Below are 13,541 nucleotides of genomic sequence, written 5' to 3' on the forward strand. Positions count from 1 at the left end.
CATTGCATCGACTGGATTGACGAATGGCAGCCACCAAGAAGAAAGCCGTACGCAAGGCAAAAAAGGGCGAAAGAATCCGCCAGGTGGCGGCTGTTCCCTTTCGGCTGATCGCGCGCGGCGACATCGAGGTCATGCTGGTTACGTCGCGCACCACCAGGCGCTTCATCGTACCCAAGGGCTGGCCGATGAAGGGCAAGAGCGGGCGCAAGGCGGCCACCATCGAGGCGCAGGAGGAAGCCGGCGTACTCGGCAAGACGCTGAAGCAGCCGGCAGGCACCTATTCCTACTGGAAGCGGCTGGCCAATCGCTTTGTCCGCGTCGACGTCATCGTCTATCTGCTCGAGGTAACGGAGGAACTGGCCGATTGGCAGGAAGCCAAACGACGCCAGCGGGCCTGGCTGGCACCAGCCGATGCGGCCATGCTCATCGACGAGCCGGATCTTTCAACGTTGGTGAAGACGCTGAAGCTTCCCCAGCCTATGCAGGTGGACAAGGCGTAAAGCCTCACTCGCCGGGGTCATCGCTTTCGGGAAACGGCCGCACCGGCGTGCCGGTATAGGCCCACAGCCACTCGCGCGGCAGCGGCCCCTTGTTTCGCTCGGCCTGCTGCGACTGCTCCCAAGCATGCGCCAGGATGCCGACCGAGCGCGACAGCACGAAAAGCCCTCGCGTCAGCGGCGGCGGAAAACCGAGTTCGCCATAGATGACGGCGGTGGCGCCATCGATGTTGAGCGGTATTTTTTTCCCCTTGCGGCGTTCGACGTCAGCCTCGATCGCAGCGGCGATGTCGGCGAAACGTCCATTGACGGCACCGCGTGCGGCGAATTCGCGGATCAGTTCCAGCAAGCGCGGCGCGCGCGGGTCGACGGGATGGAAGCGATGTCCGAGTCCCGGCACATAGCCCTTCTCCTCGGCGAAGAACCGGTCGAGCCGCGCCGAGACCGCCTCATTCAGCGTCATCCCGGCATCGATCGCCACGGCAATGTCACCATAGAAGGAAAGCGCCTGCTCGCCGGCGCCTCCATGCACGTCGCCGAGAACGTTGATGGCCGAGGCCATGGCGCTGTTGATACCGACGCCGCAGGTTGCAGCCATGCGCGCGATGGCGATCGATGGCGCCTGCGGTCCGTGGTCGACGGCGGCACCGAGCGCAATGCCGAGCAGCGCGGCCTGATCCTCGCTGGGCAGTTCGCCGCGCAGCATCAGCCAGATCATCGCCGGGAAGCTGACGCGGCCGATCAGATCCTGGATCTCGTAGCCGCGCAGCCGGATGACACCAGGCCGCATCTCGATGATGTCGGTCTGCCACCATTCCTCGCCGCGCTCACGGCCTGTCTTCTTCTCCGTGCCGCTCATGCGCTTGCCTTTGTGTTGACGCGCGGTGGCAGGTCGGCGAACACCTCGCCCATATGTTCGCCGAGCGCCGGCGGCGGCTTTGTCGGCAAGGGCGCCTCGCCATCGACCATGAAGCCGCCGCGCAGAACGGTCAGCGGTTTGTCCATACCAGCCACATCGTCGAAATTCGCGGTCACCTGGCGTTCGAGGACTTGCGGCTCGGCCAGCACTTGCGGGATCGTCAGCACCCTGCCGGCAGGCACGCCGGCGCGATTGAGCATCTCTTCCCAGGCCGCAGCCGGCGCGCCCGCCAGGGCGTGCTCGATCTCGACTTTAAGCGCCGCACGGTTGCGCTTGCGCGTCTCGCGCTCGGCAAAGCGGGCATCCAGGGCCAGTTCCGGCCGGCCGATCAGCCGGCACAGCGTCACGAACTGTTCCTGCTTGTTGGCGGCGATATTGATGAGCCCGTCGCCGGTGCGAAACGCACCGGAGGGTGCCGCCGTCATGTTCTCATTGCCCATCGGCTTGGGGTCGATGCCTGCGGTCAGATAGTTGGAAACCGGCCAGCCAAGCGCGGAAAGTGTGCATTCGAGCATCGAGACGTCGAGAAAGGCACCCTCGCCGCTCGTCTTCTGCCGCACCAGCGCCGAGGCGATGGCGAACGCGCCGACCAGTCCGCCAAGCGTGTCGGCCACGGGATAGCCGACCCGCAGCGGCGCCGTTTCCGGTGTGCCGGTGATACTCATGATCCCCGACAGGCCCTGGATTATCTGGTCATAGGCGGGATTGTCGCGCATCGGCCCGGTCTGGCCGAAACCCGATATCGCGCAATAGACGAGGCCTGGACGCACCGTCTTCAGCGCCTCGTAGCCAAGCCCCAGCCGATCCATCACGCCCGGGCGGAAATTCTCCACCAGGGCATCGGCGCTGGCCACCAGATCGAAAAAGCGCTCGCGATCGGCTTGCTTCTTGAGGTCGAGCACCACCGACCGTTTGCCGGCGTTCTGCGCCAGGAACGATGCGCCCATGCCGGCGCTGTTCAGCTTTGGCGAGCCGCCGAGCTGGCGGGCCAGGTCGCCGCCTTGCGGCGCCTCGACCTTGATCACATCGGCGCCAAGCAGCGCCAGCTGATAGGCGCAGTAGGGACCGGCCAGCACATTGGTCAGGTCAAGGACGCGGATACCGGAAAGCAGTTCTGTCATGGCATCATGGATCGATCAGGCATCGCCGGGCACATGCTCCGGTCCGCGCCGACGCCGATGCTCGATGAAGGCCCAGATATGCGGGCCGGCGAGGCCGATGAAGGCGAGCGTCAGCAGCGTCAGCGACAGCTTGTGGGTGTAGAACACCGACCAGTCGCCATTCGAGATGGTCATCGCCCGGCGGAACTGGGTTTCGGCGAGCGGCCCAAGGATCATGCCGATAATGACAGGCGCGGTCGGGAAATCGAACCGCCGCATCAGGAAACCGGCCGCTCCCAGCAGATAGAGGATGACGAGGTCGATGGGCGACTGCGAAATACCATAGGTGCCGACCGTCGCGAACACCAGGATGCCGGCATAAAGCTGCGGCGCCGGGATTTTCAGCAACCGCACCCACAGCCCGATCAACGGCAGGTTGAGGATGACCAGGATGACGTTGGCGATGAACAGGCTGGCGATCAGCCCCCAGACGAGATCGCCCTGGGTCGTGAGTAGCAGCGGTCCGGGATTGATGCCGTAGCTCTGGAAGGCCGACAGCATGATCGCCGCCGTCGCCGACGTTGGCAGGCCGAGCGTCAGCATCGGCACCAGCACGCCGGCTGCAGACGCATTGTTGGCGGCTTCCGGGCCGGCGACGCCTTCGATGGCGCCGACCGTGCCGAACTCCTCCTTGTGCTTCGACAGCTTCTTTTCGATGGCGTAGGACAGGAATGTCGGGATCTCGGCGCCGCCGGCCGGCATGGCGCCGATCGGGAAGCCGATAGCAGCGCCGCGCAGCCACGGCTTCCACGAACGCCCCCATTCGGCCGCCGTCATGTAGAGCGAGCCCTTCAGCGGCACGATCTCGTCCTTGCCTGCATAGCGGCGCGAGGCCATGTAGAGCGTCTCGCCGACGGCAAACAGGCCGACCGCGGCAATGATGACATCGACGCCATCGAGCAGTTCGTTCGTGCCGAAGGTGAAGCGCGGCTGGCCGGTCTGCAGGTCGACGCCGATCATGCCGATGACGAAGCCGGCGAACAGGCTGGTCAGGCCGCGCACCGACGACGAGCCGAGCACCGCCGAAACGGTGATGAAGGCCAGCACCATCAGCGAGAAATATTCGGCCGGACCGAAGGCCAGCGCGAATTTGACCACCACCGGCGCCAGGAAGGCAACGCCCATCGTGCCGATCGTGCCAGCGACGAACGAGCCGATCGCCGACGTGGCGAGCGCCGCACCGCCACGGCCGGAACGCGCCATCCTGTTGCCTTCCAACGCAGTGACGATGGTGGCGCTTTCGCCGGGCGTGTTGAGCAGGATCGACGTCGTCGAACCGCCGTACATGGCGCCGTAGTAGATGCCGGCGAACAGGATGAAGGATGCCTCCGGCGCCACCTGATAGGTGATCGGCAAAAGCAGCGCGATGGTCAGCGCCGGCCCAAGACCGGGCAGCACGCCGATGGCGGTGCCAAGCGTGGTGCCAAGCAGGCACCACAGAAGGTTGACCGGGGTGAAGGCGACCGAGAAGCCATGTGCGAGATGTCCGAGCGTTTCCATGGCGTCAGCCCCTCAACACGGTGATGAACGCATCGATGACCGTGTTCAGCTGGTTCTCGATGAAACCGGCACCGATGTTGACGCCAAGCGCCCTGGCGAAGCCGAAATAGGCGGCCAGCGCCAGGATCAGGCCGAGCACTGCGTCACGCAGTGTGCGCTTGCTGCCGAAGCCGTAGCAGACCAGAACGAACATAATGACCGAGGCGGCGGTAAAGCCGAGCGGCTGGATCAGCACCAGGTTTGCCACCAGCCCGATAACGACGATGCCCATCGCCTTCCAGTCGGTCGGCGTTTCCTTTTCTTCCTCCGGCTGCCAGCCGCCGCGCAGCGCTGCGAGGATGAGCAGCAGCGAAAGCACGATCATGCCGGTCATGGTGATATAGGGAAAGACGGTCGGCCCGACCTTGGAATAGAGCGGCGACACCGGGATCGCCAAGGTCTGCCAGGCTACGGCCCCGGCGCAGGCGAGAAGCCCGACGCCGATCAACAATTCGGGCATGGCAAGGCGCGGCGCCGCCGCCTGAGGGTCGCTGGTGCTCATCGGTGTCCTCCCAAGGTGGCCGGCATCCTCCAGCCGACCGCATCCGCAGTTTCGCCGCATCATATGTCCATGCGGCAGGCGAGATGGGAAGGGGGCGGCACTCTAACCGCCCCCTGAAGACATCAGGCGAGGCCGAGATCCTTGAGGATCGCGGTGATGCGGGCCGTGTCCTCGGTGAGGAATTTTGCGTAGTCGTCGCCAGTCAAAAGGATGGGCGTCCAGTTGCGGTTTTTGCACTCGGTTGCCCATGCATCGCTCTTGGCCATGGTCTCGATCATTGTGACCATCGCCGCCTTGTCGGCGTCGGAAATGCCCGGCGGTGCGAAGACGCCGCGCCAGTTGAACAGCTCGACATCGATGCCGGCCTCCTTCAGCGTCGGCGCATCGATGCCGTCCTGGCGCTTGTCTGCCGAGATGGCGAGCAGCCGCAGCGCGCCCGCCTTGACCTGCTCGGAGAACTCGCCAAAGCCGGAGATGCCGGCCGCGACCTGGTTGCCGAGCAGCGCCGACAATGCCTCACCGCCGCCGGCGAACGGCACGTAGGACAGGTTTGTCGCCGGCACGCCGACCGTCTTGGCAATCAAGCCGAACAGGATGTGATCCGAACCGCCGGCGGAGCCGCCGGCGACGGGAACTTTTGTCGGATCGGCCTTGAGCGCGGCGACGAAATCAGCGGCCGTCTTGAACGGCGACTCCGCCGGCACGACCAAGGCCTCGAACTCGCCGGTGAGGCGGGCGATCGGGGTGACTTGCGTCAGATTGTTCGCGGCCTTGTTGGCAATGATGGCGCCAACCATGACCATGCCGGCAACCATCAGGGAATTGCCTTTGCCGTTCCACTGGCTGATGAATTGCGGCAGCCCGACAGTGCCGCCGGCGCCGCCGACATTGGTGATCTGCGAACCCGAGATGAGCTTTTCACTGCGCAGCACCTGGTCGATCGTGCGCGCCGTCTGGTCCCAGCCACCACCGGGTGCGGCAGGCACGAAGAGCTGTATCTGGGGCGCGCCTTCGGCGAAAGCGGGAGAAAGATGCGACGTCATCAGCCCGGCACCCACGGCTGCGGTGCTCATCAAAAATCTGCGTCTGTTCAGCATGGGGATTCCTCCAAATCACGACACCTCCTCCGGTGCCCGCCAAAACGCGCCTGCATCCAGACCCGTCATCGATTTCAAGCAGATGTTACGGAGTTCTGTCAACGGAAACGATATTCTACTGGACAGAACGATTTGGCGGCGCGACAGAGTCGCGTGCTCGGCTTTCTTCAAACTGGAACCGCCATGGACTCGCCAAGCAAATCGGCAAATGGGGAAATAGATCGCACCTCGGCGGACGGTGTTGCCGCGCTTGATCGGGCCATTGCCATCCTCGATGCCTTCACCACGGATGACCGGTCGCTCAGCCTGGCCGAAATCGCGGCGCGCACCGGCCTCTACAAGAGCACCATCCTGCGGCTTGCGAATTCCCTTTTGCGCGGACGATTGCTCGAGCGCCTCGACAACGGGCGCTACCGCGTCGGACCCGCGACCTTTCGGCTCGGTGCGCTCTACCAGCGTTCGGTCGTGGCGGTCGATATCCTGCTGCCGATCATGCGCGATCTTTCCGAGCGAAGCTGGGAGAGCGTTGCCTTCTATGTTCGCTCGGGCGATGTCCGCACCTGTCTCTACCGCGTCGAATCCAAGCACCCGATCCGCTACACGATACGCGAAGGCGACGTATTGCCTTTGCTGCTGGGCTCGGGCGGCCGCGTGCTCGCAGCGTTTTCGGGCCAGCAGGGCGAACCCTACGAGACCATCCGCAAGACCTGCAACTGCCTCGCCGTGGGCGACCGGGACCCCGAGACGGGGGGCGTGTCGGCGCCGGTGTTCGGCCCAGGAGGCGTCCTGCTCGGCGCCTTGACCCTAGCTGGGCCCAGCACGCGCGTCGACGCGGCATTTCTGCAGCGCATGAAGCGTCCGCTGCTCGAGGCGGCGGCCCGCGCCACCCGCGCCTTCGGCGAGGACGCCTCCATGCTGGAGCGGGCAAGCCTGGCAGCGGACGCCATGCCGTAGAATGCGTCCCGGTTGGAAGGCTCGCTCCGATCAATTTGACCAGAACCACACGGCGGTTCTTGGCGGGGCCCGCCTCGTCATCATTGCTGGCGACAGGCGCCATCATGCCGGCGCCGGCAGCGGGCAGCCTCGCCGCTCAGGTCACCGCGCCAGCAGGATTGTCGGAGTGTCATGATAGGTGGTCTTCACCACTTCCCGGTAACCGCACTTGGCAGCCACCCTCAGCGAAGCGCCGTTTTCCGGATCGATGATGCAGACGGTCTTCTCGCGCCCGAAAATCGCTTCGCCCCACGCCAGGACGCGGGCAACCACCTCGGTGGCGAAGCCCGCCCCGTGCACGGCCGGAACCAGCGCCCACCCGGCCTCGGGAATGCCTTCGATCGATGGTTCCATGTCGCGCTTCAGATCGTGAAACCCGGCCTCGCCGATGAAGCGCCCGGTCGCCTTCTCCTCGATCGCCCAGAAGCCATAGCCGAGCAGCGACCACAGGCCGGCGTGACGCAGGAAGCGCATCCAGCTCTCTTCGCGCGTGCGCGGCTTGCCCCCGATGAAACGGGTGACCACTGGATCGGTCCACATCGCGGCATAGGCGTCGAAATCGTCCAGCCGGTGTGCCCGCAGGATGGTTCGCTTCGTTTCGATGACAGGAGCGCTGGTCGCTTGTGGATTGTTCATGGGATCTGCCTCGCACGGATCGCCAGCGATTAGCAAATCGCCGATGCGGCGCAAGGGGCCAGGGCAACACGGCCCATCATCCAGGCGCCGCTATGGGAATTTTGCGAGACGGTGTTATTTTTCACCGCAGGCCGATTTCAACACCTGCCAGCGCGACTTTCAAGCGCGCATTGGCGCCGTCAAACCCGGGGAAGAGCATGGACACCACCGATCTTGCGCTTGCGATCTTCCATCATCTGCTGGTGTTTTCGCTGGCGGGAATCATCGGCGCCGAATTCGTCCTGATCCGCGGCGATCTGGGTGCTGCGACGCTCAAGAGGCTCGCCGGCATCGACCGCCATTACGGCGTCATCGCCGCGCTGATCATCGTCGTCGGCATCGGCCGCGTCTTCTATGGCCTCAAGGGCTGGGAATTCTACGTCTACAACTGGGTGTTCTGGGCCAAGATAGCGGCGTTCATCGTGGTCGGCCTGCTGTCGATCATCCCGACCGTCCGCTTCATATCCTGGAACAGGCAGGCGAGCGGCAATGCCTCGTTCCAGGTGCCGGCGACCGAACTTGCGTCCGTGAAGACCTATATCCGCGCCGAAGCTTTCATCTTCCTGCTCATCCCGGTCTTCGCGGCGGCGATGGCGCGCGGCTACGGCTACTAGGATAGGGCTGATCAGCAGTTTGCCGTTTGCCTCCGGTTGCAATCTGCTAGCTTGCGCTAGTTGTTGCTTCATCCGCAGGCGGTGCTGAGAGGGACCCCGCGCAGCGGTTGGAGATTGATACACTGGGAGGAGATCACGATGAGAAGATTTGTCGCCACTCTGGCTGCTGCCGCGGCCGTCACGCTTTATGGGTTCACTGCCGGCGCGCAGACCTATCCCGAACGCACCATCACCGTTGTGGTGCCGTTTGCGGCCGGCGGCCCGACCGACACGGTCACGCGCCTCGTCGCCGAAGCGATGTCGAAGGATCTCGGCCAGCAGGTCATCGTCGAAAATGTCGGCGGTGCCGGCGGCACGCTGGGTGCCGGCCGCGTCGCCAACGCCGAGCCTGACGGCTATACGCTGCTGCTCCATCATATCGGCATGGCGACAAGTGCGACACTGTACAGAAAGCTCGCCTACGACACGCTGAACGCCTTCGAATATGTCGGCCTCGTCACCGAGGTGCCGATGACCATCGTCGGCCGCAAGGACCTGGAGCCGACCGACCTCAAGGGGTTGGTGGAGTACGCCAAGGCCAACAAGGATTCCATAACCGTCGCCAATGCAGGCATCGGTGCGGCCTCGCATCTATGCGGCATGCTGTTCATGAGCGCCATCAAGACGCCGCTGGTCACCGTACCCTACAAGGGCACCGGCCCGGCCATGACCGATCTCCTCGGCGGCCAGGTCGACATCATGTGCGACCAGACGACCAACACCACCAAGCAGATTCAGGGCGGCACCATCAAGGCCTATGCCGTCACCTCGCCGGAGCGCCTCGATGTGCTGAAAGACGTGCCCACGACGGTGGAAGGCGGCCTTCCCGAAGTGCAGGTCGGCATCTGGCACGGTCTCTATGCACCCAAGGGCACGCCGGCCGGGATCACCGAACGCCTGTCGAAATCGCTGCAGGTCGCGCTGAAGGACCAGAACGTCGTCGCCCGCTTCGCCGAACTCGGCACCAAGCCGTCGCCCGAGGCCGATGCGACGCCCGCCGCACTGAAGGCCAAGCTGGAAAGCGAGATCGCGCGCTGGAAGCCGATCATCGAAGCCGCCGGCCAGTACGCCGACTGAGGTTTGAATAGGGGCGCCACCAGCGCCCCTATTCGCTTGGCATCCGCTACCCACTGCGGGCTTGGGAGAACCATCATGAAACCTTTCGCGATCGACAGGGCCAACGGCCTGTGCGCCGCCCTGTTCATCGGTTTCGGCGCATGGTTCGCGCTGCAATCGCTCGGCCTCGAAATCGGCACCGCGTTGCGCATGGGTCCAGGCTATTTTCCGCTGGTCCTGGCGATCGTGCTGATCCTGCTTGGCGCCGTCATTCTCGTCCAGGCCGTACGCGTCGAGGGCGAAGCGATCGGGCATATCGCGTGGCGCGGCATGCTGCTCATCCTGCCTGCTCCGATCTTCTTCGGCCTGACGGTGCGCGGCCTCGGCTTCATCCCGTCGATCTTCCTGACGGCGTTGATCGCGTCGTTTGCCAGCCGCCGCATGAAGCCGTTGACCGCGCTCGTGCTGTCGGCCGGCCTGACATTGTTTGCGTACCTCGTCTTCAGCTACGCGCTCGGCCTGCCGTTCCGCCGCTTCGGCCCGTGGCTGGCCCCATGGTTGGTGTCGTGAGGCGATGAGCATGGATCTGCTCGACAACCTCGCGCTCGGTTTTTCGACGGCGACGTCGCTGACCAACCTCGGTTTCTGCCTGATCGGCGTCCTTCTCGGCACGCTGATCGGCGTCCTGCCCGGCATCGGCGCCACCGCGACCATCGCCATGCTTTTGCCGATCACCTTCCAGATCGGCGACCCGGTTTCCTCCCTCATCATGCTCGCCGGCATCTATTACGGTGCCCAATATGGCGGCTCGACCACCGCCATTCTCATCAACATGCCGGGCGAATCCTCGTCCGCCGTCACCGCGATCGACGGCTACCAGATGGCCAGGAACGGCCGCGCCGGAGCGGCCCTCGCGATCGCGGCCATCGGCTCGTTCTTTGCCGGCACGGTGTCGACGTTCCTCGTCGCCATCTTTGCCCCGCCGCTGACGGCGATCGCGCTGAAATTCGGCGCGGCCGAGTATTTTTCGCTGATGATCGTCGGCTTGGTTTCGTCCGTCGCGCTCGCCCACGGCTCTATCGTCAAGGCGCTGGCCATGGTCGTGCTCGGCCTGCTGCTCGGCATTGTCGGCACCGACATCTACACCGGCACGCCGCGCTTCACGCTTGGAATCCGGGAATATGCCGACGGATTGAATTTCGTTGCGGTGGCGGTCGGCGTCTTTGGCGTCGCCGAGATCCTGCGCAACCTCGAAAACGAGGATGAGCGTTCCGTGATGATCCGCAAGGTCACCGGCCTTATGCCGACCCGCGAGGACTTTCGGCGCATGGCAGCGCCCATCGTGCGCGGAACAATCATCGGTTCGGCGCTCGGCATCCTGCCGGGAGGCGGCGCGATCCTGGCAGCTTTTGCGTCCTACACGGTCGAAAAACGCGTCTCGAAAAACCCGCAGGAGTTCGGCAAGGGCGCCATCGAAGGCGTCGCCGGACCGGAATCGGCCAACAATGCCGGTGCGCAGACCTCCTTCATCCCGATGCTGACGCTCGGCATTCCGGCCAACCCGGTCATGGCGCTGATGATCGGCGCCATGATCATCCAGGGCATCGTACCCGGCCCCAATGTCGCGACCGAACAGCCGGCGCTGTTCTGGGGCATCATCGCCTCGATGTGGATCGGCAATCTGATGCTGATCATCCTCAACCTGCCGCTGATCGGGCTTTGGGTGAAGCTGCTGACGATCCCCTATTACGTGCTCTTCCCGATCATCATGGCGTTCTGCTCGATCGGCGTCTACAGCGTCAACAGCAACGTCTACGACCTCTACGCCGTCGCCTTCTTCGGCTTCCTCGGCTACCTCCTGACCAAGCTGCGCTGCGAACCGGCGCCGCTGCTGCTCGGCTTCGTGCTCGGCCCGCTGCTCGAGGAAAACCTGCGCCGCGCCATGATCCTCTCGCGCGGCGACCCAAGCACCTTCTTGACCAGACCGATCAGCGCCAGCCTGCTGCTCATCGCGCTCGCCGTGCTCGTCATCGTCTTCCTGCCGGCGGTCAAGAAAAAGCGCGAACAGGTGTTTGTGGAGGAGAGTTGAACTACGTCGTCGTTCCGCTTCGGTCCTGGATCTCCTCGACAGGATCGAGCGGTGCGATCGGCACCAGCGGTGCCGGCACATCGGTCGTCTTGACCTCGGCCTTGCAGATGTCGGCGATGACGCAGGCCGGGCAATCCGGCTTGCGCGCCTTGCAGACATAGCGGCCATGCAGGATCAGCCAGTGATGTGCATGGCGCATATATTCGTCCGGAATGATCTTCAACAATCCCTGCTCGACCTGTTCCGGTGTCTTGCCGGGCGCCAGCCCGAGCCGGTTGCCGATGCGCAGAATGTGCGTGTCGACCGCCATCGTGTGCTGGCCGAAGGCCATGTTGAGCACGACATTGGCGGTCTTGCGCCCGACCCCGGGCAGCTTGACCAATTCATCGCGACTGTCGGGTACCTCGCCGCCATGGTCGCGGATCAGCGCCTGCGACAGCGCAATCACATTCTTCGCCTTGTTGCGCCACAGCCCGATGGTGCGGATATATTCGCCGACCCTTGCCTCCCCCAGCGCCAGCATCTTGTGCGGCGTATCGGCGGCCTTGAACAGCGCCCGCGTCGCCTTGTTGACGCCGGCATCCGTCGCTTGCGCCGACAGCACCACCGCGACCAGCAGCGTGAAGGCGTTGACATGTTCGAGCTCCCCCTTCGGCTCGGGCCGCTGGACGGAAAAGCGCCGGAATATCTCGTTCACTTCGGCCGGGCTGTAGCGTGACGCGCTTCGCACCGGCCGCGGACGCGGCTTGGCGTTCGACCCATCGCGTCGTGCGGGCAACAGCTCTTTTTTGGAAAGGGAAGAATCTTTGGACTTGGGGCTCGCCATTTCCCTCCTATAATATCCCCTCATGAGCGACACAAACGCCTCGTTTCAGGCCGACGAGCCATTCTTTCAGGCGCTACTCACCCCGCACCGGTCTCTGGGCCGGACAGGATTCCTCGTCCTGATGGGCGCGCTGCTGTTCGGCTGGCTGGTAACAGGCGCGTTTTTCCTGTCGCGCGGCGCCTGGCCGGTGTTCGGCTTCTTCGGCCTCGACGTGGCCGCCGTCTACATCGCCTTTCGCATCAACTATCGTGCCGCTCGTGCCCGCGAAGAAGTCTCGGTCTCGCGCACCAGCCTCGACATCCGCAAGACAGCCCCCTCGGGGAAATCGGAAGCGCATCGCTTCAATCCGTTCTGGGCGCGGTTTTCGGTGGCCCGTCACGCCGAGATCGGCATCACAGGGATGACGGTGGAAGGCCAAGGGCAGAACGTGCCGATCGGATCGTTCCTGGACCCCGATTCCCGCGAGAGTTTTGCCACCGCCTTTTCGCGAGCGCTGGCGACAGCCAAGGCACGCTGAGCCAGCCACGAGCGACTCCAGGGCTCGAATCCCGTGCCTATCTGGGTATGCGCCGCAAGAAGGCAAGTTTCGGGTGGCGATCGACGCCCCGAGGGGCGATATTCCGGCTCAAGGAGACAGTTCCATGAGCACACACACCGCGGTCCTCAAAAAGGACATCACGCCTGAAGGCAGCGACTACGAAATCGTGCGCCGTGCCATCGAGAAGATCAGTCTCGACTATCGTGATCAGCCTTCCCTTGAAGAACTGGCCGAGGAGGTCGGCGAGACGCCGACCGGCTTGCAAAAACTCTTCACCCGCTGGGCCGGCCTGTCGCCTAAGGCCTTCCTGCAGGCGGTGACACTGGACCATGCGCGCAGGCTGCTCGATTCCGGCATGCCGCTGCTCGAGACCTCGTTCGAACTGGGCATGTCCGGCCCGGGCCGGCTGCATGACCTGTTCGTCACGCATGAGGCGATGTCGCCGGGCGACTACAAGACACGCGGCGCCGGGCTCACCATCCGCTACGGCTTCCATTCCTCGCCGTTCGGCACCGCCCTGATCATGGCCACCGAGCGCGGGCTCGCCGGCCTCGCCTTCAGCGACCCCGGCGAGGAACGCGCCGCCTTCGCTGACATGTCCAGCCGCTGGCCGAACGCCATTTATGTCGAGGACATGACTGCTACCGGCCCCTATGCCGCCCGTATCTTCGACCCGACGCTGTGGCGCCCCGACCAGCCGCTGCATGTCGTCATGATCGGCACCGACTTCCAGGTTCGCGTCTGGGAGGCGCTGCTCAAGATCCCGATGGGTAAGGCCCGCACCTATTCCTCGATTGCGGCCAGCATCGGCGCACCATCCGCCAGCCGTGCGGTGGGTGCGGCCAACGGCGCCAATCCGCTCTCTTTCGTGGTGCCTTGTCACCGCGCCATCGGTAAATCAGGCGACCTCACCGGCTATCACTGGGGCCTGACCCGCAAGCGCGCCATTCTGGGCTGGGAAGCCGGGCAGGTATCGTAATATCGATTTTTCTCGACA

Annotated in this window: 15 protein-coding genes; 8 read left to right on the forward strand and 7 right to left on the reverse strand. The window is 64.3% G+C overall.

All coding sequences use genetic code 11. The features are described 5' to 3' along the window. The first annotated feature begins 23 nt into the window (after positions 1–23). On the forward strand, positions 24–500 hold the full coding sequence (locus EOA19_RS07605) for an NUDIX hydrolase (RefSeq protein ID WP_023812561.1): 477 nt from the start codon (positions 24–26) through the stop codon (positions 498–500). 4 nt (positions 501–504) lie between these two features. On the opposite strand, the gene EOA19_RS07610 is transcribed toward EOA19_RS07605, so the two are convergent. The 5 genes from EOA19_RS07610 to EOA19_RS07630 form a co-directional block, all read right to left on the reverse strand. Further along, complete coding sequence (locus EOA19_RS07610) at positions 505–1,356, reverse strand: citryl-CoA lyase (protein ID WP_023812560.1); 852 nt, start codon at positions 1,354–1,356, stop codon at positions 505–507. Beyond that, positions 1,353–2,537 carry a CoA transferase gene (locus EOA19_RS07615; RefSeq protein WP_023812559.1) on the reverse strand — a complete coding sequence of 395 codons (1,185 nt, stop codon included), beginning with the start codon at positions 2,535–2,537 and terminating at the stop codon, positions 1,353–1,355. Before EOA19_RS07615 ends, EOA19_RS07610 begins: the two co-directional genes overlap by 4 nt. A gap of 15 nt (positions 2,538–2,552) precedes the next feature. Continuing rightward, a complete protein-coding gene (locus EOA19_RS07620; protein WP_023812558.1) occupies positions 2,553–4,076 on the reverse strand; it encodes a tripartite tricarboxylate transporter permease in 1,524 nt (507 codons plus the stop codon). A 4-nt stretch (positions 4,077–4,080) separates the two neighbouring features. Further along, on the reverse strand, positions 4,081–4,617 hold the full coding sequence (locus EOA19_RS07625; protein WP_023812557.1) for a tripartite tricarboxylate transporter TctB family protein: 537 nt from the start codon (positions 4,615–4,617) through the stop codon (positions 4,081–4,083). A gap of 122 nt (positions 4,618–4,739) precedes the next feature. Further along, entirely contained in the window at positions 4,740–5,714 is a 975-nt protein-coding gene (locus EOA19_RS07630; protein ID WP_128303197.1) for a tripartite tricarboxylate transporter substrate-binding protein, read from the reverse strand. 183 nt (positions 5,715–5,897) lie between these two features. On the opposite strand from EOA19_RS07630, the gene EOA19_RS07635 reads away from it, so the two are divergent. Beyond that, positions 5,898–6,668, forward strand: coding sequence for an IclR family transcriptional regulator (locus tag EOA19_RS07635; protein ID WP_023812555.1), 771 nt, complete (start codon positions 5,898–5,900; stop codon positions 6,666–6,668). Between the two features lie 141 nt (positions 6,669–6,809). Here EOA19_RS07635 and EOA19_RS07645 read toward each other — a convergent pair whose 3' ends face one another. Continuing rightward, positions 6,810–7,343, reverse strand: coding sequence for a GNAT family N-acetyltransferase (locus tag EOA19_RS07645; RefSeq protein ID WP_128303198.1), 534 nt, complete (start codon positions 7,341–7,343; stop codon positions 6,810–6,812). Positions 7,344–7,540: 197 nt separating this feature from the next. Between EOA19_RS07645 and EOA19_RS07650 the strand changes: the two genes are divergently transcribed. The 4 genes from EOA19_RS07650 to EOA19_RS07665 all read left to right on the forward strand — a co-directional run bounded on the left by EOA19_RS07650 (position 7,541) and on the right by EOA19_RS07665 (position 11,180). Continuing rightward, a complete protein-coding gene (locus EOA19_RS07650) occupies positions 7,541–7,996 on the forward strand; it encodes a DUF2214 family protein (RefSeq protein ID WP_128303199.1) in 456 nt (151 codons plus the stop codon). 138 nt (positions 7,997–8,134) lie between these two features. Next, positions 8,135–9,112, forward strand: coding sequence for a tripartite tricarboxylate transporter substrate-binding protein (locus tag EOA19_RS07655; RefSeq protein WP_023812552.1), 978 nt, complete (start codon positions 8,135–8,137; stop codon positions 9,110–9,112). Between the two features lie 75 nt (positions 9,113–9,187). Then, positions 9,188–9,661 (forward strand): tripartite tricarboxylate transporter TctB family protein, encoded by a 474-nt coding sequence (locus EOA19_RS07660; protein WP_023812551.1) that lies wholly within the window; start codon positions 9,188–9,190, stop codon positions 9,659–9,661. Between the two features lie 10 nt (positions 9,662–9,671). Then, positions 9,672–11,180 (forward strand): tripartite tricarboxylate transporter permease, encoded by a 1,509-nt coding sequence (locus tag EOA19_RS07665; RefSeq protein WP_128303200.1) that lies wholly within the window; start codon positions 9,672–9,674, stop codon positions 11,178–11,180. A 1-nt stretch (position 11,181) separates the two neighbouring features. On the opposite strand, the gene nth is transcribed toward EOA19_RS07665, so the two are convergent. Continuing rightward, entirely contained in the window at positions 11,182–12,006 is an 825-nt protein-coding gene (nth, locus tag EOA19_RS07670; RefSeq protein WP_128303201.1) for an endonuclease III, read from the reverse strand. 22 nt (positions 12,007–12,028) lie between these two features. Here nth and EOA19_RS07675 point away from each other — a divergent pair, with 22 nt between their 5' ends. Together EOA19_RS07675 and EOA19_RS07680 are read left to right on the forward strand one after the other, a co-directional pair. Further along, complete coding sequence (locus tag EOA19_RS07675; RefSeq protein WP_128303202.1) at positions 12,029–12,523, forward strand: DUF2244 domain-containing protein; 495 nt, start codon at positions 12,029–12,031, stop codon at positions 12,521–12,523. A 124-nt stretch (positions 12,524–12,647) separates the two neighbouring features. Beyond that, complete coding sequence (locus tag EOA19_RS07680; RefSeq protein WP_024502817.1) at positions 12,648–13,523, forward strand: bifunctional helix-turn-helix domain-containing protein/methylated-DNA--[protein]-cysteine S-methyltransferase; 876 nt, start codon at positions 12,648–12,650, stop codon at positions 13,521–13,523. Positions 13,524–13,541 lie beyond the last annotated feature (18 nt).

The organism is Mesorhizobium sp. M7A.F.Ca.US.010.02.1.1, from assembly GCF_004023085.1.
In the GTDB taxonomy this organism is placed as follows: Bacteria; Pseudomonadota; Alphaproteobacteria; order Rhizobiales; family Rhizobiaceae; genus Mesorhizobium.